This is a genomic window from Kineosporia sp. R_H_3 (assembly GCF_002198675.1).
Taxonomy (GTDB): domain Bacteria; phylum Actinomycetota; class Actinomycetes; order Actinomycetales; family Kineosporiaceae; genus R-H-3.
Genome location: NZ_MWLL01000092.1, coordinates 37,984 through 57,554, shown reverse-complemented (window position 1 = coordinate 57,554; position 19,571 = coordinate 37,984). Strand labels below are relative to the sequence as shown.

Below are 19,571 nucleotides of genomic sequence, written 5' to 3'. Positions count from 1 at the left end.
GCCACGACCCGAGCGCCCCCGCCCCGCGCCTGCGCCGCTCCCGCTGACCCCGCGTCACCAGCGCGGGAAGCGAGGGCTCAGAACCTCGTGAAGTCGGTCCGGGCGAGGGTGCGGGCGTCGTGGGCGGCGATGCCGCCCGTGGTCACGGTCCACACCGAGCCGTCGCCGACGAACGTCCGCAGCGGGGCCGGGCCGGTCTCGCCGGTCGTGGGGTCGACCGCCTGCGGGCCGGAGCCGATCGGCCGCAGGACGACGGGCTCGGTGAACCGGCTGCCTGCCCCGGTGCCCGTCATCCGGACGGCGACGACGCCGGCGTCGAAGCCCTGCTGGCCCGGTGCCACGGCGCCGACCGTGTCGTCGGACGGCGCGACCGGGGCGCCCGGGTCGATCCACCGGGTGTAGGGCACGAGAGCGAGCCCGTCGGCGAACGTGAAGGCGTGGTGGTCGCCCTCGACGTCCGACCAGGCCCCCGGCATGTTCACGGTGTCGACCCGTCGCGGCTGCGCCGGGTCGGAGACGTCGAAGAGCGCCATCTGGAGCCCGGTCGTCACACCCTTCGCGGTCGCGTCCTGGCCGACGCCGAGGACGAGCCCGTCACCGACCGGGTGCAGGTACGCCGAGTAGCCGAGGATCTTCAGCTCACCGGCCACCCGCGGCGCCGTCGGGTCGGACAGGTCGATCGTGTAGAGCGGGTCGGTCTGCCGGTACGTGACGACGTAGCCGACGTCACCGAGGAACCGCACCGCCCGGATCGTCTCGGTCTTCCCGAGCCCGCCGACCGAGCCGGTCCTCGTGAGGCCGTCCTCACCGATCCGCAGCACCGTGACCTGGCTGGTGCTCGGCGTCCGCTCCCTGTCGCCGCCCCACCAGTCGGGCATCGTCGTCGAGGCGACGCGCAGGTAGCCGCCGTTCTCGTCCATGGAGAACTGGTTGAGCAGGAAGCCCGGCACCTCGCCGGAGCCGACGTAGACGGGGGAGGCGCCGCCGGTGGTGTCGAAGAGGTGGATCTGGCTGCGCTGGGAGCGCATCGCGACGAGCTGCTTGGTCGGGCTCATGACCGCCCAGTCCTGCCACGGGGTGGTCGCGACGTACGTGCGGTCGGCCGTCGCGTAGAGCTGGGCGCCGGAGGCGACGACGCCCGCGGCGTCCCAGCGCGAGATGCCGGCCGTGTCGCGCAGGTCGAACGTGAGCATCGACATCGTGTCGAGGCCGGAGAACGTCTTCGGTGCGGACACGTCCTGGCACGACAGCAGGCTCCCCGTGGACGTCGGCCGCGCGCCGGTGCCCTCGGTGAGCTCGTACGTCGGCAGCCAGGCGTCGATCGTCGACCGGGCGACGACCTGCCGGTTCGCTGCGGTGGCCTTCTTCTCGGCCTTCTTCACCGCGCCCTCGTCGTACGGCGGCGAGACGACCGGGGCGTCGGGACCGCCGTCGGCGAGCGGGGGCACGATGCCGCCCTGGTCTGGGTAGAGCGGCTGCACGAACTTGAGCCGGTTCGTCGCGCCGCTCACGGTGATCCGGGCGACGCCGTCGACGAGCCGGGTGCCTACCGAGGAGCCGTCGACGACGAGCGAGCGGACGACGCGCGGCGACGCGGGGTCGCTGACGTCGACCTGGACCACCCGGGTCCGGTTCGCGAACCCGTAGCCGGGCATGATCCGGGCCGGGCCGGGGGCGACGATGTCGCCCTCCTTCCAGGGGGCGCCGCCGACGAGCAGCACCGTCGTCCCGTCGACGAGCATGCTCTGCGCCGTCCAGCCGTCGAGCCGCAGCCGGCCGAGCACCTCGCTGCGGCCGTCGCGGGTCCGGGCCACGGTGAGCGCGGCGAGCGACGAGCCGTTCGGGTCCTTGCTCCAGTCCACGGTGCCCGGGGCGGCGGAGTAGACGAGGTCACCGACGCGCTTGGCGACGTCGGCCTCGTCGACGCCCGCGACCTGGACGTTCGTGCCGGTGGCGGACGTCGTCCCCTCGGCCGCCGCGTTCGGCGCGGCGGCGGGTACCGGGGCCCCGCCCGCGGCCCGGGCCGCGGTGGCGACCCCGCCGACGGTGTCGAACATGACGCCGAACTGGTTGCCGGGCAGGCCGTACGGCCCGACGATCGGCCGCGCGTGCGTGCGGTAGTAGTCGAGCAGGGCCGAGCAGTCGGTGAAGCTCGCGTACGCCGCGTTCTGGACGCCGCTGAGCGTGCCGGGCCGGTCCGGGGCGCCGGCGGCCGGGCGGCCGTCGACGGTCCGGCCGTCGTCCGCCGCGTACGTGGCGAGGGTCGGGCCGAACGTCGCCGCGAACAACCCTCCGGTGACGAGGGCGAAGGTGACGCCGGCCGCGGTGAAGCGGCGCCGGGCACCGCGGGCCGGGCTGTCGGTGTGCTGCACAGGGACCTCCTCGTGTCGGCCCCGGTAGTGCGGCCGGGGTGCTCCGAGGACGCCGCGGGGGCGGTGCGTGTTGCACCGCCCCCGCGGAAAGTTCGGGACGTCCGGTCGTCAGGCCTGCGGCGCCACCGGACCCGGGTCGGTGAACCCGACGCGGCGGTGGCTGCCGTCGCAGAACGGCTTGTTCTCGCTGTGGCCGCAGCGGCAGAGCGCCGTCTTGGTGACGGTCTTGACGACCTCGCCCTCGGCGTTGCGGATCTCCGTCGACCCGCTGAGCAGGTACGGGCCGTCGACGGTCACGGTGACGACGACGGTGGGCGCCTGCGCCCCGTCGGAATCCTGCGGGGTGCTGGACACGATGCCTCCGTTCGCCCCGCCGCCGGTCGACGGGTGCTGGCCGCAGGCTACTGGCAGGCCTTCGCCTCGAGGTCGGAGACCTGCCCGGCCGTGGCGGCCTTGCCCGCGTCGGCGAGGGACTTCGCGAGGTCGACGACCTCGGCGGGCACGCCGGCCTCGTCACCGGCCGCGGCGAGGCCCTCGAGCGCCTTGGCGTCCGCGTCGGAGAGCGAACCGTCCTTGACGAGGTTGCAGATCTGGGTGCGCACGGCCGCGACCGCGAGCTCGGAGGCCTTGGCGGACGCCTTGGCCTTCGCCCCGTCGACGGCCTCGGAGGCCTTGTCCGACGCCGCGTCCTGCGCCCCCTGGACGGCGTCCTCGGCGACCCCGCATCCGGTGAGCGCGAGGGCGAGGACGGCGGCCGCGGCGGCGAGGACGGCGCGGGAGGTCGAGGTGGTGGAGTTCATGAGGTCATCTTCACCCGGCGGCGGGTGCGGCGCCGGACGCCACGACGACGTCACCGACGCCGGAGGTGAGATCGAGCAGGTGCCGTGACGCAGGGTCCTGGGCCACGGACACTCTGCGCTCGCCGACGCCGCTCGAGCCGACGACCCGGTACGTCGTGCCGTCCGCGGGCACCTCGACGGTGACGTCGCCGGCGCCGGTGGTCGTCACGACGCTGTCCGGCGCCGTCGCGAAGACGAGCCGCGCGTCCCCGGCGCCGGTCTCGACGCGCACGTCCGTGGAACGGACGGCCGACAGCCGGACGTCGCCCGCACCGGTCCGCAGGGCGACCCGGCCCGCGACGTCCTCGACCCGGATGTCCCCGCTCGACGTCGCGACCGTGACCGTGGCGTCCGCGGGCACCGACACGGTCCAGTCGACCGAGCAGCGCTGCGCGAACGTCGCGCTCGCCGGGCACGTGGCGGACAGGCGCAGCGTGCCGGCGTCGAGCGTCCTCGTCTCGACCGGCGGGTCGAACGCCCACGTGCTGGCGGCCGTCACCGTCGTCGGCCCGCCGGCCGGGCCGACCTCGACGGTGACGTCGCCGGCACCGGCCCGGACGTCGAGCGCGGTCACCGTGCCGTCGACGACGGTGGTCCGGGTGCTGCGCTCCTCGAAGAAGCCGGCGACCAGGCTCGCGGCGCCGCCGACGACGAGGGCGAGCAGGCCGACGAGACCGACGACCCGCAGGCCGACGGCGGCCGCGGGGGAGGCCATCAGCTCTCCTCCTCGTGCTCGAGCCAGCGCAGGACGGCGAGGACCCGGCGGTGGTCGTGCTCGGTCGGCGGCAGGTCGAGCTTGGCGAAGATGCTCGACACGTGCTTCTCGACCGCGCCCTCGGTGACGACGAGTGCCTGGGCGATCGCCGTGTTCGACCGGCCCTCGGCCATGAGCCCGAGCACCTCGGTCTCGCGCGGGGTAAGCCGTTCGAGCGGGTCGCGGCGGCGTGAGCGGGACAGCAGCTGGGTGACGACCTCAGGGTCGAGCGCGGTGCCGCCGGCCGCGACCCGGTGCAGCGCGTCGACGAACTCGCGGACGTCGGCGACCCGGTCCTTGAGCAGGTAGCCGACGCCCCGGGAGCGGGCCGCGACGAGCTCGGTCGCGTAGTTCTCCTCGACGTACTGGGAGAGCACGAGGACGGCGATGTCGGGGTACTGCTGGCGCACGACGAGCGCGGCGCGGACGCCCTCGTCCGTGAAGGTCGGCGGCATCCGGACGTCGACGACGACGAGGTCGGGGCGGTGCGTCTCGACCGACCGCAGGAACGCCTCGGCGTCCCCGACGGCGTCGACGACGTCGAACCCGTTGTCCCCCAGCAGACGCAGCAGACCCTCGCGCAGCAGCACGGAGTCCTCGGCGAGGACGACGCGCAGCCGGGCGGTGGCCTCGGCGGGCGGCACGGCGGACGGGGCGGTGCTCACGATGTGCTCCTGGGTTCGGGGAGGAAGACCGAGACGACGGTGGGGCCGCCGTCCGGGGAGGACACGTCGATGGTGCCGTCGACGGCCGCGACCCGTTGCCGCAGGCCGACGAGACCGGTGCCGCGGGCGGCGTCGACGCCGCCGACGCCGTCGTCGGTGACCCGGACGACGAGCGTCGGGCCGTGCCGCGTGACGTCGACGGACGCCGTCCGCGCCCGGGAGTGCTTGGCGACGTTCGTCAGCAGCTCGCTCACGCAGAAGTAGGCGATGGCCTCGATCGTCGGGCCGGGGCGCGGCCCGGGCTCGACGCGCACCGTCACCGGCACGGGGGAGCGGGCCGCGAGCGCCGACAGCGCGGCGTCCAGGCCGCGGTCGGTGAGGATCGGCGGGTGGATGCCGCGGGCGACCTGGCGCATCTCGGTGATCGCCTCCTTGGCGGAGACGTGCGCCTTCTCGACGAGCTCACGGGCGCCCGCCGGGTCGGAGTCGAGCTTCTCCTTCGCCATGCCGAGGTCCATGGCGATCGCCACGAGCCGCTGCTGCGGGCCGTCGTGGAGGTCGCGCTCGATCCGGCGACGTTCCAGCTCGACCGAGTCGACGGTGCCGGCGCGGCTCACCTGGAGGGTCTCCACCCGCTCGGCGAGCACCTGGACCTGCTCGCGGCGGCTGCGCCCGAGGAGCGACTGGGCGAGGTGGACGTCGACCCCGACGGCGCCGCGGGCGACGAGCGGGAGCACGACGAGGCCGAAGACGCCCGCGGCGAACAGGCCGAGGTGCGGTGCGAGCCGGGCCCCCCACGGCAGGGCGATCGAGCCGTCGGGCAGGGCCGCGGAGTACAGCGGCAGCGCGGCGAACGCCAGGCTCACGCAGAGCAGCACGAGCGTCAGCGTGCCGACGAGCAGCCCCCACAGGGCGATGACGGTGAGGTGCGCGGTGGCCCGCCAGGGACGCCCGTCGAGGAGGTAGCGGCGCCACCAGGTCTGCGGCCCGGCCGGCCCGGGCGGCGGCTCGATGACGACGCCCGTGAACGCCTGCACCCGCAACCGCTCGAAGGAGCCGACGCCGAACGCCATGAGCAGCGCCAGCGCGGTGAGCGGGATGCCGACGCCGAGCGCGGCGATCGAGGAGACGCCGCCGACGAGCAGGCCGGCAATCACGAGGTACGGGCCCGCGAGCAGCAGGTCGCCGACGAGCTGGGCTGCGGCGAGCCAGCCCCAGGCCCATGTGCGGAGCAGGACCCGCACGCCCCCCGGACGGCGGGGCGCCGGGACGGCGGCGGGGTCGGGGGCCGGCGTCGTCGTCGACGGCACGGCCGGGCTCGTGGTGCTCACGGGTCCACGGTAGGCGCGTCCCGACCGGGGCGGAGTGCGGCGGCCCGGTGTCCCGGGGTGGGGCTGCCCCCACCCCCGATCGGGGGAGGAGCCCCAGTGCCCGGCGGCCCGTGCGGCGGGAGCCTCGTTGACCATGACGACAACGACTCCCGCGCCGTCCTCCACCCCCACGAGGGGTCCCCGGGACGCAGCCCCGCCGCACGGCGGGATCGCCGGTTGGTGCGCACGGCACCGCTGGCGCACCCTCTTCGCCGCCCTGCTCGTCCTCGCGGGCACGGTGGTCCTGCTCTCCGGCGGGCTCGTGACGACGAAGCCGGACGACCAGCTCGTCGGGGACTCCGCGACCGCGGCGAAGATCGCCGGTGCCGTGGACTTCGGCGACCGGCCCACCGAGAACGTCGTGCTCACGACCCGGTCGGGCTCCTTCACCGCCGACGAGGTCGCGGCGCTCGGCCGCGAGCTGAGCGCGGTCTACACCGGGGTCGAGGGCGTCGCCGCCGTCGGCGACCCGGCCCTGGCCCCCGACGGCCGCACGGTCGTCGTCCCCGTCGCGCTGGACGCCGTCCAGCGTGCCGACGGCTCGACGCCGGACGGCGCGACGACCCCGCAGGACGCCGTGGGCCCGATGCTCGCGGTGACCGACCGGGTCGCCGCCGACCACCCGGCGCTCGAGGTCGGCCAGGTCGGCCCCGGCTCGATCGACGCCGAGGTCGGCGAGGCGCTCGAGAGCGACTTCCGCCGGGCGGAGTACATCAGCCTGCCCGTGACGCTCGGCGTGCTGCTCGTCGCGTTCGGCGCGGTCGTCGCGGCGGGCGTCCCGGTGCTCCTCGGGGTCGGGGCCGTCGTCGCGGCGCTCGGGCTCACCGCGTGGGCCTCCCGCGGGATCACGCCCGTCGACCAGAACACGCAGTCCCTCGTGCTCCTCATCGGCCTCGCGGTCGGTGTCGACTACGCGCTCTTCGTCATCCGGCGCTCCCGGGAGGAGCGCGCGGCGGGCGCGGGCGTCGTCGAGGCTGTGACGACCGCGGGCCGCACCGCCGGCCGCGCCGTCGTCATCTCCGGGCTCACCGTCGTCGTCGCGATGAGCGGCATGCTCGTCGCCGGCGGGATGTTCACCTCGCTCGCGATCGGCACCATGCTCGTCGTCGCCGTCGCGGTGCTCGCCTCGGCGACCGTGCTGCCGGCGCTGCTCGTCGTCCTCGGCGACAAGGTCGAGGCGCTCAGGCTGCCGTTCTCGGCCCGGCGGGCCGCCCGCCGCGGCTCGGTCGACTCGCTGTGGGGCCGGCTCGCCGGTGCCGTGACCCGGCGTCCGCTCGTGTGGACGCTGGCGGCGGGCGGCGTGCTCGTCGCGCTCGCGCTGCCGGCTCTCGGCATGCGCACCGCGCTGCCCGGCGCGGAGTCGCTGCCGAAGAGCTTCGACTCCGTGGCGACGTACGACCGCCTCACCGCCGCGTTCCCGCAGGACGGGACGACGGTCGACGTCGTCGTGCGGGCGCCGGCGTCGGCGTCCGAGCAGGTGGATGCGGCGCTGCAGAAGGGTTTCCGCGCCGGGGTCGCGACCGGTGAGGTCGCCGCGGGGGAGCCGCAGGTGAAGACCTCGACGGACGGCACGGTGCACGTGCTCCCGCTGCCGGTGCCCGTGGACATGTCCGACCCGCGGCTCGGGACGGCCGTCGACACGGTCCGGGCGGACGTCGTCCCCGTCGTGGAGCAGGCGCTCGCGGGCACCGGTGCCGAGGTCCACGTCGGCGGCTCGGCCGCTGTCACCGACCTCACGGACTGGCTCGACGAGCGGCTCCCGTGGGTCGTCGGCTTCGTGCTCGTGCTCACGCTCGTCGTCATGACGGTCTCGTTCGGGTCACCGTGGCTCGCGGCGGCGACCGTCGTCCTCAACGCCCTGTCGGTGGGGGCGGCGTACGGCGTCATCACCCTGGTGTTCCAGAACACCTGGGCGGAGGGGTTGCTCGCCTTCACGTCGATCGGCTCGATCGCGGCGTGGCTGCCGCTGCTCATGTTCGTCGTGCTCTTCGGCCTCTCGATGGACTACCACGTGTTCGTCGTGAGCCGGGTGCGCGAGGCCTGGGCGGCCGGGGTCGGCCCGCGGGACGCCGTCCGGCTCGGGGTGGCCCGCTCGGCGGGCGTCGTCACGAGCGCGGCCGCCGTCATGGTCGCGGTGTTCGCGATCTTCGGGACGCTGTCGTCGCTGGAGATGAAGCAGCTCGGCATCGGCCTGGCGACCGCGGTGCTCCTCGACGCGACGCTCGTGCGCGGCGTCCTCCTCCCGGCGGTGCTCGCGCTGCTCGGCCGGCGGGCGCACACCGGGCCGAAGTGGCTGCCGGCGATCCACCACTGAGGCGGCAGAAGGCGCCACGGACCGGCGGGCCGGTCGCGGGAACGATCCCGCGGCCGGCCCGCCGTCGTGCCGCCCGACGTCCTGACGATCTTGCTGCTACGGTCCCGCGGATCTGGCGATGTGCCGCACGGGCCGGACGGGGGCACGGGGCAGCGGCCGGACACGGAAGAGCAGGGGCATGCGGCTCGCACGGGGCACGGTGGTGGGAACGGCGGTCGCCGTCGCGGCGGTGGCCGGGGCGGTCGCGGTCGGCGTCGCGGGCAGCAGCGCTGCGGCGACGGCCCGCGCGGTGCTGCCGGTGGCGGAGACCCAGGTCTTCCCGTCCGGCAGCGGCGACATCGCCGACGACAGCGCGATCTGGGTCGACACGTCGGACCCGGCGAACAGCGTCGTCCTCGCCGACAACAAGGCGGGGTCCGGCGGCGTCGCGACGTACGACCTCGCGGGCCGGCTGCTCCAGTACCTGCCGGTCGGGCAGGTCGGCAACATCGACGTCCGGGACGGCGTCCCGCTCGGCGGCGGGCCGGTCGCCCTCGTCGGGGCGAACAACCGGACGACGAACACGATCATGTTCTGGACGCTCGACCGCGTGACGCACGCGCTGACCCCGGTGGCCGCGCGCGCGATCACGACGCTGACGCCGAACTACGGCTTCTGCCTGTACCGCAGCCCGGTGAGCGGCACGGCCTACGCGTTCGTCACCCAGAGCGGCGGCGGGCTGCTCGAGCAGTACGAGCTCTTCGAGACCGCCGGCGCCGTCGACGCCCGGCTCGTCCGCAGCCTCGCCGTCGGCAGCCAGAGCGAGGGCTGCGTCGCGGACGACGAGCGCGGCCTGCTCTACGTCGGCGAGGAGGACGTCGCGGTCTGGCGCTACGGCGCGGAGCCGGACGCCGGCGCCGCCCGGGTCGCCGTCGACACCGTCGGCGCGGGCCGGCTCGTCGCGGACGTCGAGGGCCTCGCGCTCACCTACGGCCCCGGCGGGGCCGGCCACCTGCTCGTGTCGAGCCAGGGCGACTCGACCGTGGCCGTCTACGAGCGCGGCGGCGACAACGCGTACGTTCGCAGCGTCACGGTCGCCGCGAACGGCACGGTGGACAAGGTCACCTCGACGGACGGCGTCGCCGCGGTCGCGGCCGACCTCGGCGGCGCGTTCGCCGGCGGTCTGCTCGTCGTCCACGACGCGTCGAACTCCGGCGGCACGATGAGCAACCTCAAGTACGTCCCGCTGGACGCCGTCACCGCCGCGGACCCGCCGCCCCCGCCGCCCGGCACCGTCGTGCAGGTCACGCTGCCGGCCGTCGCGGACACCTACCTCGACGGCTCGACCCACGGTGGGTCGACGACGCTCCGGGTGTCGACGACGACGCTGACGACCCTGCTGCGCTTCGACGCGACCACGGTGCCGGCGACGGCCACCGTCACCGCCGCGGTGCTCGAGCCGTACTCGCCGTCGAAGAAGACCTGCCGGTACGAGGTGCACGCCGCGGGGAACACCTGGGCGGAGAAGACGGTGAAGGCCGCGACGGCACCCGCGGTGGACCCGGTGGTCCTCGGCACGTCGGCGACCCTCGGGGCCAAGGTCCGTGTGCCCGTCACGCTGCCGGCGACGGCGGTGCCGAAGGGCGCGGCGTTCACGCTCGCCGTCAAGGGCGCGCCCGGCTGCTCGCTCGGGTACCTGTCGAGCCGGGAGACGGCGAACGGGGCGCGGCTCGTCGTCACGTACACGACGGGCTGACGGGGGACGGGCCGCCGGCCGCGCGCCCTGGTACGTTCCGCGGACGTCGGAGGGGGCGAGCGGGGATGCGGCAACAGGGTGCACCGGGGGAGTCGGGCGCCGGCAGAGCGGCGGTCCTGGTCGTCGTGGCCGCGGTGGCGGTGGTGATGGCTGCTGCCGCCGCGTTCGTCGTCCTGCGGGGCGGGTCCCCCGGCGGCGACGGTGGGCCCGGCGGCGGGGACCGCCCCCGCAGCGCGACCGCGGGGCCGGCGTCCGGCGTCCGGACGGTGTTCCCCGCGGCCGAGACCGAGCCCTTCCCCGAGGGCAGCGGCGACATCGCCGACGACAGCGCGATCTGGTTCGACGCGGACGACCCGGCGCGCAGCGTCGTCGTCGCGGACAGCAAGGCGGAGCCGGGCGGGATCGCGGTGTACGACCTCTCGGGGGCGCTGCTGCAGTTCCTGCCGGGCGGGCAGATCGGCAACGTCGACCTGCGCGACGGCGTCCCGGTCGGCGGCCGGGACGTCGTCCTCGTCGGGGCGAACGACCGCTCCGACGACACCCTCGCGTTCTGGACGCTCGACCCCGGCACCCGCCGGCTCACGCCGCTGCCCGGTGCCGGACCGGCGACGCTGCGGCCCAACTACGGGTTCTGCCTCTACCGCAGCGCCTCCGGTGACCTCTCCGCGTTCGTCACCGAGCGGGACGGCGGCGGCCTCGAGCAGTACGCGCTCACGGTGACGGCGGACGGCGTCGACGCCCGGCGGGTGCGCACCCTCGACGTCGGCAGCCAGAGCGAGGGCTGCGTCGCGGACGACGAACGCGGCCTGCTCTACGTCGGCGAGGAGGACGTCGCGGTCTGGCGCTACGGCGCCGGGCCCGGCGACGGCGACGACCGGGTCGCGGTCGGCCGGGTCGGCGACGGGCACCTCGTCGCCGACGTCGAAGGGCTGGCGCTCACGACCGGGCCGGACGGCGGGGGCCACCTGCTCGTGTCGAGCCAGGGCGACTCGACGATCGCCGTCTACGACCGCGCCGGCGACAACGCGTACGTCCGCAGCGTCACGGTGGCCGGGGCGGGCGGGGTCGACAAGGTCACGACGACGGACGGCGTCGCCGCCGACGCCCGCGACTTCGGCGGCGCGTTCGCCGGCGGGCTGCTCGTCGTCCACGACGAGCGCAACACCGGCGCGGACATGAGCAACCTCAAGCTCGTCCCGCTCGCGGGCGTCACCGGCGACGACCCGCCCGCGGCGCCCTGACCAACACGCCCTGCCCGCCGGCGGCGCGGGCCGCGATACTGGCCCGCGTGCCGTCCGAGCCCCTGCACCCGTCCGAGCACCTGAGCACCTTCGCCGAGGCCGTGCTCGACGTCGTCGAGCTCGTCCCGCCGGGCCGGGTCATGACGTACGGCGACGTCGCCGAGTACCTCGGCCGCGGCGGTCCGCGTGCCGTCGGCACCGTGATGGCCCGCTACGGCAGCGCCGTCCCGTGGTGGCGGGTGCTGCGGGCCGACGGCTCGCCGCCGCAGGGTCACGAGGCGCAGGCGCTGCGGCACTACCGCCGGGAGCGGACGCCGCTGCGCGCGGGCGGGGAGAAGGTCGACCTGTCGCGCGCGCGGTGGGACGGCGAGCCCGCGGCCTGAGCGGCGGCGTCAGATCCGCCGCGTCGTCGCGTCGACGCCCGCCGCCTCGAGCAGCCGGGGGATGTCCGTGAGGTCCGCCGTCAGCACCACGACGTCGCTCGCCGTGGCGCTCAGGCCCGCGGTGACGGCGACGCAGGCGTCGACGGCGGATCCGCCCACGTGCCGCAGCCCGGCCGCCCGGTCGGCACCGGTGCGGTCGAGCGCCACGTCGTGGATCCGCAGCCGGTTGAACGCCGCCGTGCCCGGCGCACGCCGGTCGATGCCGGCCTCGACCCGGACGACCGTCGGGACGCAGACGTGCGCCCTCGGCCCACGGCCGCTCCGGCCCCCGGCGGCGACGAGGAACGCCAGCGCCTCCGTGTGCTTCGGATGGTCCCTGCGTGCGAGGGCCTGCGCAGCCTCGTTGTCGAGGACGACGACCGCGGGTCGGGTGCCCGGACGGACGCCGGGCGTCACGCCGTCCGCTTCCGCGCGCGTCGTTCGCCCTCGTGGGCCAGCAGGCTCGCGGCCCAGAGCAGGACGTCAGCTCCGTCCGCATCGGGCCTGACCTGCACGACCTCCGCGGCGGCCTGCCGGATGAGGTCGGGTCGCTCGGCCAGGGGATCGCGGTCGATGACGGCCAGTGCCTCGGCGACCTGGTGCAGGGCGGGCCTGGCGTCGGGATGCTCGGTGAAGTGCGCCTCGAGAGCGGCCCGCATGGCGAAGCCCTCCAGTGCCTCCCGCAACGAGCTGTTGAGTCCCTCGTTCGCGGTGTCCGCGAAGCCGAGCCGGACGGCCGCCTTGAGCGCGCGACGCAGCGATGCAGGTTGCCGGACCGACGTGCTCGTCGAGTCGGAGTCGTCCTCGTCGAGGGCTGCGACGAGGTCGTCGAGGGCGCTCATGCAGTCACCTCCAGGTCGGTGTACCACGCGACTGTACCACCGGGCGTGATCAAGGATCGGTGGTGAACCGACGGAGCCGTGCGTCCCTGTGCGTAAACCCTTCGGCGGCACGCAGGGGTCGCTGCTACGGTCCTGGCACCGTGCGAGAGAACGAGGAGGTGGTACCCGTGGACATGTCGACGTGGGTGCTCCCCTCCGGGGTCACGGTCGGGCGGTAGGTCGTCCGGGAGCGCCGTCCACAGCCCTCCCGAAAGGCACGACCATGCGACCCACCGACCTCCTGCACACCTCCGAGCAGCGCCACGACGACGGCGTCCTCGAACGCGGGTTCACCCTCGACGGGATCCCCGGCATCCTCTGGACGTCCGGGTCCGCCCCGGCGCCGGCATCGGCGCCCTTGATCCTCCTCGGTCACCCCGGGGACCTCCGCAGGATGTACCCGCGCCTGGCCGGCCGGGCCCGCGAGGCCGTCGCGGCGGGCTTCGCCGCCGCCACGATCGAGCTGCCCGGCAGCGGTGACCGGCCGCGGTCCGCCGAGGCCGACCGGGCCCGCGCCGAGCTGCGCCGTGCGGTCGAGGCGGGGGAGCCGGTCCCCGACGAGGTCGTCGACCGGCTCGTCCTGCCGCTCGTCGAGCAGGCGGTCCCGGAGTGGCAGGCCGCGCTCGACGCCCTTCTCGCCGTGCCCGGCATCGGCGGTCCGGTCGGGTTCTCGGGCGGGGTGATCTCCGTCGGCGTCCGGCTGGCGGCCGTCGAGCCGCGCGTCGCGGCCGCCGTCCTGTTCGCCGGCAGCTACGTGCCGCGTGCCGTCGTCGAGGAGGCCCGGCGGGTCGCCGTCCCGCTGCTCGTCCTGCTCCAGTGGGACGACGAGGGGAACGACCGGCAGCAGGCCCTCGATCTCTTCGACGCCCTGGGCAGCAAGGAGAAGACGCTGCACGCCAACCTCGGCGGGCACACCGGCGTCCCGGCGTTCGAGGGGGAGGACGTGACCCGCTTCTTCGTCCGGCACCTGACCTGAGAACGGACCGGCGCCCGGCCCGTCATACGGACCGGGCCGCGATGAGCAGGCGGTCGAGGGTCGCGACGTCGACGGGGTCGTCGTGCTCCTCGTGGAACCAGTCCGAGGCGGCCTGCCGCTGCGCGTCCGTCGTCGCGGCGAGCCAGCGCCGGCCGGCGAGGTGGGCGAAGTGGCCGAACTGCGCCAGGACCATCGTGAAATCGGCGCGCTCGCGGGGGACGGCCGGGCCGCCCGCCGCCCGGTAGGCGCGCAGGAACGCGCGGACCCGGTCGTCGGCGTCCGGGTGCCGTGCGTCGCCCCTGCGGCAGTACTCGACGAGCCCGACGCACACCTCGCCGAGCGCCTCGGCCGGCCCGCTGTTGTCCCAGTCGACGACGGCGAGCCGGCCGGACGGCGTCCCGCGGACGTTGTCGGCCCACAGGTCGCTGTGGCAGACCTGCGGGTCGACAGGGGCGCGGAACAGTGCGGCGAGGGCGACGTGGCGCGGGACGTCGGCCGCGAGCGCGCCGGCGAACGGGCAGCGGGCCCGCGCGAGCTCGGTCGCGAGGTCGTCCCACGCGTGCGCGGGGACCGGCTCGGTGTACCAGGGGTCGACCGTGGCGGTGGTGGGGACCGGGTCCCGGTGCAGCGTGCCGAAGAGGGTGCCGAGCGCGACCGGGTCGAGGTCGGTCCGCGGGCCGTCGAGGTCGACCCACGTCGCGACCCGGACCCGGGCCTCGCCGACGGCACCGATGACCGCGCCGTCCGTCGTGCGGACCGGTCGGGGCGCGAGGACGCCGCGGTCGGCCATCCGCGCGCAGAACGCGGCGTCGGCTGCGGCCTCCGCCTCGTCGAGAGGCTCGAGGAGCACCTTGACGGCGAACCGGCCGCGGTCGGTGACGAGGCTGCGGACGACGCCCTGCTGCCCGCGGGCCGCGACGACCGCGGGGCCGGCCGGGCGGCCGAGGTCGAAGCGGCGGGCGACCTCGCGCGCCCAGGCCGCGCCGTCGGGGGAGTCCGGGGAGTCCGTGGAGTCAGGGGACGGGTCCTGCACCGCACCAGTGTCGCCGGGGCCGATGACTTCCGCGCCTGCCGCCGGTCTGCCCGGCGCGGGCGTCGGCAGCCGACGACACGGCAGCACGCGATATATCTTGACTTTGACGAAACGCGATATAACGTGTCTCCATCCATGTGGGTGGCGGACACATGCGTCGACACCCGTCGGCGCGGGCGAGCACGCTGGACGACCCGGCCCGTGTCCACCGGCCGGCCGAGCGGGAGGGACCGCAATGATCCACGCACGAGGTCTCGTGCAGACGTTCCACACCAGGCAGGGCAAGAAGAAGACCGAGGTCCGGGCCGTCGACGGGGTCGACCTCGACGTCGCCGAGGGCGAGGTCGTCGGCTTCCTCGGCCCGAACGGCGCCGGCAAGACGACGACGCTGCGGATGCTCACGACGCTCATCACGCCGACCGCGGGCACCGCGACCGTCGCCGGGCACGACATCGTCCGCGAGCCGGTCGAGGTCAGGAAGCGGATCGGCTACGTCTCCCAGTCCGGGAGCACCTTCAGCTCGGCGCGCGCCGGCGAGGAGGTCATGGACCACGGGATGCTCTACGGCCGCACCCAGGCGCAGGTCGAGAAGCGGGGCAAGGAGCTGTTCGCCGAGCTCCAGCTCGACGGGCTCTGGGAGCGGATGCCCAAGAACATGTCCGGCGGCCAGAAGCGCCGGCTCGACATCGTCATGGGGCTCATCCACGACCCGACGCTCGTCTTCCTCGACGAGCCGACGACCGGCCTCGACCCGCAGGCGCGGGCGAACCTCTGGACGCACATCGCCGACCTGCGCACCCGCCGCGGCGCGACGGTCTTCATCACGACGCACTACCTTGACGAGGCCGACGCCCTGAGCGACCGGATCGTCATCATCGACCGCGGCCGGATCGTCGCGGCCGACACGTCCGAGAACCTCAAGGCCCAGGTCTCCGGCGACCTCGTGAGCCTCGAGGTCGCCGACCCGGCGGCGCGCACGACCGTCGCCGAGAAGCTCGGCTCGATCGCCGAGCCGCCGCGGCACGGGCTGCCCGGTGTCGAGATCGACGGTGTCCACGTCCGTGGTCGGATCCAGCGCGCGGGCCGGGCGCTGCCCGGGCTGCTCTCCTCGCTGCACGACGCGGGCGTCGTCCTCGACGCGATCGAGGTGCACCGTCCGACCCTGGACGACGTGTTCCTCACCCTGACCGGCCGGTCGCTGCGCGACGCCGAGGGGGGCGGGGAGGACGGCGAGGCAGCCGCGCAGACGGGCGCGCACCCGACCACCACCGACGACATGACGGGAGCACTGCGGTGACCGCGACCTTCTGGCGGGAGTCCTGGATCATCTGCCGGCGGCAGCTCCGGACGGCGCTGCGCAACCCGGCGTGGGTGCTCATCGGGATCTTCCAGCCGATCCTCTACCTGTTCCTCTTCGGGCCGCTGCTCAAGCCGTTGGTGGCTCAACTGGGAGCGACGAACGCGTACACGTTCTTCGTGCCGGGAATGCTCGTACAGCTCGGCATCTTCGGGGCGTTCTTCGCGGGTTTCAGCCTCATCGGCGAATGGCGGGAGGGCGTCATCGAGGCCGAGCGGGTCACCCCGGCGAGCCGGACGGCGCTGCTCGTCGGCCGGCTCGGGCGCGACCTGCTCCAGCTCCTCGTCCAGGCGCTCATCCTCGTCGGGCTGGGGTGGGTCCTGGGGATGCAGGCACCCCTGTCGGGCGCCGTCCTCGGAGTCCTGCTGACGCTCGCGATCGGTGGCGCGTGCGCGGCTGCGTCGAACGCACTGGCGTTGACGACCAAGAGTGAAGACGTCATGGCGCCGGTCGTCAACGTCGTCATGATGCCTGTGCTGCTGCTCTCCGGGATCCTCCTGCCCATGACCATCGGACCTCCGTGGCTCGTCGAGTTCAGCAAGTTCATGCCCGTGCGCCACATCGTCGACGCGGTCAGGAGCGCCTTCGCCGGTCATGCATCGCTCGACACCATGTTCTGGGGGTCCGCCTGGGCCGCCCTGCTTCTCCTCGCCGCCGTGTGGTGGGGGACAGCAACCTTTCGCAAGGAGAACGCGTGACGCCTTCGCGCCGACTCCTTCAGCAGGACCAACGGACCTGGGTGCTTGTTTTCTCCATGACTGTCCCGACTGCGGCATACCAGACTTCGACGGCGGTCCTGTAGGTCCGCGTGCCGAAGCCCGAGCAGGAAGCACTGAGTAATCCGCTGTGGTAGGTGCCCTTGGCTGCGTACTGCGTCTCTGAGTCCAGTGATTCCCATCCGAACCATCGAAGATCCTGGAGCGTGGCAGACTGAACCGGAGCCAGCGGTCTGGGTCGGGACCTCCGTCGGTTCTGTGACGGCCGCTCATGGTCTGGCTCGGCTCGCCGGCCGTCGATGGCGTGCGACGGCGGGCGAGCAACTTGATGCCGGTGCGGCACATCATCGACGCCGTCCGGACGGCGTCGACGGGCACCGGGTCCTGTCCCGGAGGGGCGAACGGTCGCCGTCACGGGACGGGTCGCCGGTGCGAGCATTCGGCGAGGTCCCTCCCAGTCGGGGCCGCCCCCGCGACCCGGAGGAGCAGTCATGGCCCGCATGGAGCCGCTGTCGATCGAGGACTGCACCGACGCCGAGCTACGAGCGGCGCTCGACCACTTCGTCGCCACGCTCGGGTTCGTGCCCAACAGCCTGCTGACGATGCAGCGGGTGCCGGCGATCGCCAAGGCCGTCATCGGCCTGAACCGGGCCGTGTTCAGCCCGGGCGGCCGGGTCGATCTCGGGCTCAAGCGCCTCGTGGCGCACATGTCGAGCTTCGCGACGGGCTGCCAGTACTGCAAGGCGCACACGACGGTCAGCGCGACCCGGCACGGCGTCGACGACGAGAAGATGGCGGCGATCTACGACTACGCGACGAGCCCGCTGTTCTCCGACGCCGAGCGGGTCGCGCTCGACTTCGCGCTCGCGGCGGCGTCGGTGCCCAACGGAGTCACGGACGAGTCCTACCGCGCGCTGGCGGCGCACTGGGACGAGGAGCAGATCGTCGAGATCCTCGGCGTCGTGTGCATGTTCGGTGTCTTCAACCGGTGGAACGACTCGATGGCCACCCCGTTGGAGGAGCTGCCGGCGGCCAGGGCCGGTGAGCTGCTCGGCGACCGGGGCTGGGAGATCGGCAAGCACTCCCGGTAGCGGCCTGCGCGCCCGGCTGCCCGGCGCCGTCAGCGGCAGCAGTCGTCGGACGTCGAGGGCGGCGGCCCGCCACGGCAGAAGCACGACGCCGTGACGGGCACGTCGGCCTCGGCGACCGCCGCGGCGAGCCGGGGCGCGACCTGCGCCGCCTCGGCGGCGCGGCCGAGACGCAGCAGGCACTCGTGGTACCCGTGCAGGCTCCACACGTTCTCCGGGTGCTGGAGCGCCCGCGGCAGGGTGTCGTCGAGGCCGAGGTCGGCCCGGTAGACCGCGGCGGCCTCCTCGACGTGCCCCTGCTCGAGGAGCAGCGCGCCGTACGCGTGCCGGGTCGGCTGCATCCAGCCCCACGGCTCGTCGTAGGGCAGCGCGTCATCGAGGTCGATCGAGCGGCGCAGGTGCGCGTAGGCCTCGTCGTAGCGGCCCCGGCGGTACTCCAGCTCGCCGTCGAGCATCGCGCCGGCGACGGCGAGGATGTCGCGGCACGTGTTGTTGAACAGGGTCCGGGACTCCGGGACCCGGTCGCTCGCCGCGCGGAACGCCGTCCGTTCCTGCTCCGCGGCGTCGACCCGGCCCGTCGCGGAGAACGCGACCCCGCGGGCGTAGTGCGTCATCGCCGTCGAGACGCAGTACAGGTCCGGGTCGGCCGGCAGCGGCAGGTCGAGGATCTGCTCCCAGCGGCCGAACCGGATGAGCACGTGGACGCGCATCGCGAGGAAGCCCTCGAGCCAGTCCGCCATCGGCGGCACCTGCACCCGCAGCAGGTCCTCGGGGATCGACGCCGCGAGCCGGTCGGCCATCTCGAGCGCGACCTGCGAACGGCCCTGGAACATCGCCCCGTAGACCGCGAAGTGGTAGTCGTGCGAGCGGTACAGCGTGTAGAAGTTCATCGCACCCTCGCGGGCGAGGTAGCGCTCGTCGGCGGCGACGGCCGCGGTGTTCGACGCGACGACCTGGCCGTAGCGGCCGCAGAGCACGTCGAGGTGGGTCGGCATGTGCTCGAGGTGGCCGGCGTCCGGGACGAGCCCGCGGAGCCGGTCCGCGACGGGCAGCGCCTGCTCGGGCGTCGTCGACATCTCCATGAGGTGGATGTACATGTGGAGCAGTCCGGGGTGGGTGCGGCCGGCCTCGTCCGTGAGGGCCCCGTCGAGCACCGCCCGTGCCTCGACCGCGTGCGAGCCCGGCGCCGGCTCCCCGGTGCGCAGGTCCCACAGGGCCCACGGCGTGAGGTTCATCAGCGCGTCGGCGAACAGGGTCGCGACGTCGAGGTCGTCGCCGAACCGGGCGTGGACGGCGCGCATCGCGCCCGCGTAGTCGTGGTTCCACACCGACAGGTCCCCGGCGGGCCGGTCGGCGGGGTAGCGGGCGGCGAGCGCCTCGACGAGCGCCTGCTCGAGGGGGGTCGCGTGCGCCGCCGCCTCACGGGCCCGGGCGACCGCGGCGTGGGTGCGCTCCACGGTGCTCGCGAGGTCGGTCTCGTCGAAGAACTCCCACGGCTTGTTGTAGTTCGGGCCGAGCGCGTAGGCGACGCCCCAGTGGGCCATCGCGCACCCCGGGTCGGCCGCGGCCGCGCGCTCGAAACAGCGGACCGCCTCCTCGTGGTTGAACCCGTAGGTCCAGACGAGGCCGCGGTCGAACCAGGTCTGCGCCGCGGCGGACGCCGTCGTCACCGGGCGGTGGTAGGTGCCGAGGTCGTAGTAGCCGGCCAGGTCGTCAGAGATGTCCACTGCCTCGTCCAACGGAGTGCTCCTCGCCCGGGCGCCCGACGGTGTCGGGCCGCACGCTAGCCCTCCCGCGACCGGACCGAC

General features: G+C 74.5%; 18 protein-coding genes. 8 read left to right on the top strand and 10 right to left on the bottom strand.

Annotated features, from left to right (window positions below; translation table 11 throughout):
• Window positions 1-77: 77 nt before the first annotated feature.
• From ECOMGDLI_RS08020 to ECOMGDLI_RS07995, 6 genes are all read right to left on the bottom strand, one after another.
• Window positions 78-2,372: a beta-propeller domain-containing protein gene (locus tag ECOMGDLI_RS08020; RefSeq protein WP_088315853.1), complete on the bottom strand. Its 2,295-nt coding sequence runs from the start codon at window positions 2,370-2,372 to the stop codon at window positions 78-80.
• Window positions 2,373-2,480: 108 nt separating this feature from the next.
• Window positions 2,481-2,726, bottom strand: a complete 246-nt coding sequence (locus ECOMGDLI_RS08015; protein ID WP_198954665.1) for a CDGSH iron-sulfur domain-containing protein — start codon at window positions 2,724-2,726, stop codon at window positions 2,481-2,483.
• Between the two features lie 47 nt (window positions 2,727-2,773).
• A complete protein-coding gene (locus ECOMGDLI_RS08010) occupies window positions 2,774-3,172 on the bottom strand; it encodes a hypothetical protein (RefSeq protein WP_088315849.1) in 399 nt (132 codons plus the stop codon).
• 10 nt (window positions 3,173-3,182) lie between these two features.
• On the bottom strand, window positions 3,183-3,926 hold the full coding sequence (locus ECOMGDLI_RS08005) for a DUF4097 family beta strand repeat-containing protein (RefSeq protein WP_088315847.1): 744 nt from the start codon (window positions 3,924-3,926) through the stop codon (window positions 3,183-3,185).
• Window positions 3,926-4,582 carry a response regulator transcription factor gene (locus tag ECOMGDLI_RS08000; RefSeq protein ID WP_088315873.1) on the bottom strand — a complete coding sequence of 219 codons (657 nt, stop codon included), beginning with the start codon at window positions 4,580-4,582 and terminating at the stop codon, window positions 3,926-3,928. The genes ECOMGDLI_RS08005 and ECOMGDLI_RS08000 overlap by 1 nt, the downstream gene beginning before the upstream one ends.
• 44 nt (window positions 4,583-4,626) lie before the next feature.
• Window positions 4,627-5,961 (bottom strand): sensor histidine kinase, encoded by a 1,335-nt coding sequence (locus ECOMGDLI_RS07995; RefSeq protein WP_143447573.1) that lies wholly within the window; start codon window positions 5,959-5,961, stop codon window positions 4,627-4,629.
• A 133-nt stretch (window positions 5,962-6,094) separates the two neighbouring features.
• On the opposite strand from ECOMGDLI_RS07995, the gene ECOMGDLI_RS07990 reads away from it, so the two are divergent.
• From ECOMGDLI_RS07990 to ECOMGDLI_RS07975, 4 genes are all read left to right on the top strand, one after another.
• The gene (locus ECOMGDLI_RS07990) at window positions 6,095-8,314 is read left to right on the top strand and encodes an MMPL family transporter (RefSeq protein ID WP_088315843.1); all 2,220 of its coding nucleotides are present in this window, start codon (window positions 6,095-6,097) and stop codon (window positions 8,312-8,314) included.
• 178 nt (window positions 8,315-8,492) lie between these two features.
• Window positions 8,493-10,049 carry a phytase gene (locus ECOMGDLI_RS07985; protein WP_158220936.1) on the top strand — a complete coding sequence of 519 codons (1,557 nt, stop codon included), beginning with the start codon at window positions 8,493-8,495 and terminating at the stop codon, window positions 10,047-10,049.
• Window positions 10,050-10,195: 146 nt separating this feature from the next.
• Window positions 10,196-11,290 carry a phytase gene (locus ECOMGDLI_RS07980; protein ID WP_158220935.1) on the top strand — a complete coding sequence of 365 codons (1,095 nt, stop codon included), beginning with the start codon at window positions 10,196-10,198 and terminating at the stop codon, window positions 11,288-11,290.
• A 38-nt stretch (window positions 11,291-11,328) separates the two neighbouring features.
• The gene (locus ECOMGDLI_RS07975; protein ID WP_369812726.1) at window positions 11,329-11,673 is read left to right on the top strand and encodes an MGMT family protein; all 345 of its coding nucleotides are present in this window, start codon (window positions 11,329-11,331) and stop codon (window positions 11,671-11,673) included.
• Window positions 11,674-11,682: 9 nt separating this feature from the next.
• Here ECOMGDLI_RS07975 and ECOMGDLI_RS07970 read toward each other — a convergent pair whose 3' ends face one another.
• Window positions 11,683-12,129: a hypothetical protein gene (locus ECOMGDLI_RS07970; protein WP_088315836.1), complete on the bottom strand. Its 447-nt coding sequence runs from the start codon at window positions 12,127-12,129 to the stop codon at window positions 11,683-11,685.
• Window positions 12,126-12,554 carry a hypothetical protein gene (locus tag ECOMGDLI_RS07965; protein WP_088315834.1) on the bottom strand — a complete coding sequence of 143 codons (429 nt, stop codon included), beginning with the start codon at window positions 12,552-12,554 and terminating at the stop codon, window positions 12,126-12,128. Before ECOMGDLI_RS07965 ends, ECOMGDLI_RS07970 begins: the two co-directional genes overlap by 4 nt.
• A 262-nt stretch (window positions 12,555-12,816) precedes the next feature.
• Here ECOMGDLI_RS07965 and ECOMGDLI_RS07960 point away from each other — a divergent pair, with 262 nt between their 5' ends.
• Complete coding sequence (locus tag ECOMGDLI_RS07960) at window positions 12,817-13,569, top strand: alpha/beta hydrolase (RefSeq protein ID WP_088315832.1); 753 nt, start codon at window positions 12,817-12,819, stop codon at window positions 13,567-13,569.
• A gap of 22 nt (window positions 13,570-13,591) precedes the next feature.
• On the opposite strand, the gene ECOMGDLI_RS07955 is transcribed toward ECOMGDLI_RS07960, so the two are convergent.
• Window positions 13,592-14,602 carry a phosphotransferase enzyme family protein gene (locus ECOMGDLI_RS07955; RefSeq protein WP_143447572.1) on the bottom strand — a complete coding sequence of 337 codons (1,011 nt, stop codon included), beginning with the start codon at window positions 14,600-14,602 and terminating at the stop codon, window positions 13,592-13,594.
• 235 nt (window positions 14,603-14,837) lie between these two features.
• On the opposite strand from ECOMGDLI_RS07955, the gene ECOMGDLI_RS07950 reads away from it, so the two are divergent.
• From ECOMGDLI_RS07950 to ECOMGDLI_RS07940, 3 genes are all read left to right on the top strand, one after another.
• On the top strand, window positions 14,838-15,899 hold the full coding sequence (locus tag ECOMGDLI_RS07950; protein WP_088315828.1) for an ATP-binding cassette domain-containing protein: 1,062 nt from the start codon (window positions 14,838-14,840) through the stop codon (window positions 15,897-15,899).
• Window positions 15,896-16,657 carry an ABC transporter permease gene (locus ECOMGDLI_RS07945; RefSeq protein WP_088315826.1) on the top strand — a complete coding sequence of 254 codons (762 nt, stop codon included), beginning with the start codon at window positions 15,896-15,898 and terminating at the stop codon, window positions 16,655-16,657. Before ECOMGDLI_RS07950 ends, ECOMGDLI_RS07945 begins: the two co-directional genes overlap by 4 nt.
• Window positions 16,658-17,166: 509 nt before the next feature.
• On the top strand, window positions 17,167-17,766 hold the full coding sequence (locus tag ECOMGDLI_RS07940; protein WP_088315824.1) for a carboxymuconolactone decarboxylase family protein: 600 nt from the start codon (window positions 17,167-17,169) through the stop codon (window positions 17,764-17,766).
• 29 nt (window positions 17,767-17,795) lie between these two features.
• On the opposite strand, the gene ECOMGDLI_RS07935 is transcribed toward ECOMGDLI_RS07940, so the two are convergent.
• Window positions 17,796-19,502, bottom strand: coding sequence for a tetratricopeptide repeat protein (locus tag ECOMGDLI_RS07935; protein ID WP_233153359.1), 1,707 nt, complete (start codon window positions 19,500-19,502; stop codon window positions 17,796-17,798).
• Between the last annotated feature and the right edge of the window lie 69 nt (window positions 19,503-19,571).

What these genes read in the sequence shown, in the direction of transcription:
- ECOMGDLI_RS08010 (WP_088315849.1), bottom strand. Translation starts at nt 3,172, where the DNA reads ATGAACTCCACCACCTCGACCTCCCGCGCCGTCCTCGCCGCCGCGGCC.
- ECOMGDLI_RS08005 (WP_088315847.1), bottom strand. Translation starts at nt 3,926, where the DNA reads ATGGCCTCCCCCGCGGCCGCCGTCGGCCTGCGGGTCGTCGGTCTCGTC.
- ECOMGDLI_RS07990 (WP_088315843.1), top strand. Translation starts at nt 6,095, where the DNA reads ATGACGACAACGACTCCCGCGCCGTCCTCCACCCCCACGAGGGGTCCC.
- ECOMGDLI_RS07985 (WP_158220936.1), top strand. Translation starts at nt 8,493, where the DNA reads ATGCGGCTCGCACGGGGCACGGTGGTGGGAACGGCGGTCGCCGTCGCG.
- ECOMGDLI_RS07980 (WP_158220935.1), top strand. Translation starts at nt 10,196, where the DNA reads ATGGCTGCTGCCGCCGCGTTCGTCGTCCTGCGGGGCGGGTCCCCCGGC.
- ECOMGDLI_RS07965 (WP_088315834.1), bottom strand. Translation starts at nt 12,554, where the DNA reads ATGAGCGCCCTCGACGACCTCGTCGCAGCCCTCGACGAGGACGACTCC.
- ECOMGDLI_RS07960 (WP_088315832.1), top strand. Translation starts at nt 12,817, where the DNA reads ATGCGACCCACCGACCTCCTGCACACCTCCGAGCAGCGCCACGACGAC.
- ECOMGDLI_RS07950 (WP_088315828.1), top strand. Translation starts at nt 14,838, where the DNA reads ATGATCCACGCACGAGGTCTCGTGCAGACGTTCCACACCAGGCAGGGC.
- ECOMGDLI_RS07940 (WP_088315824.1), top strand. Translation starts at nt 17,167, where the DNA reads ATGGCCCGCATGGAGCCGCTGTCGATCGAGGACTGCACCGACGCCGAG.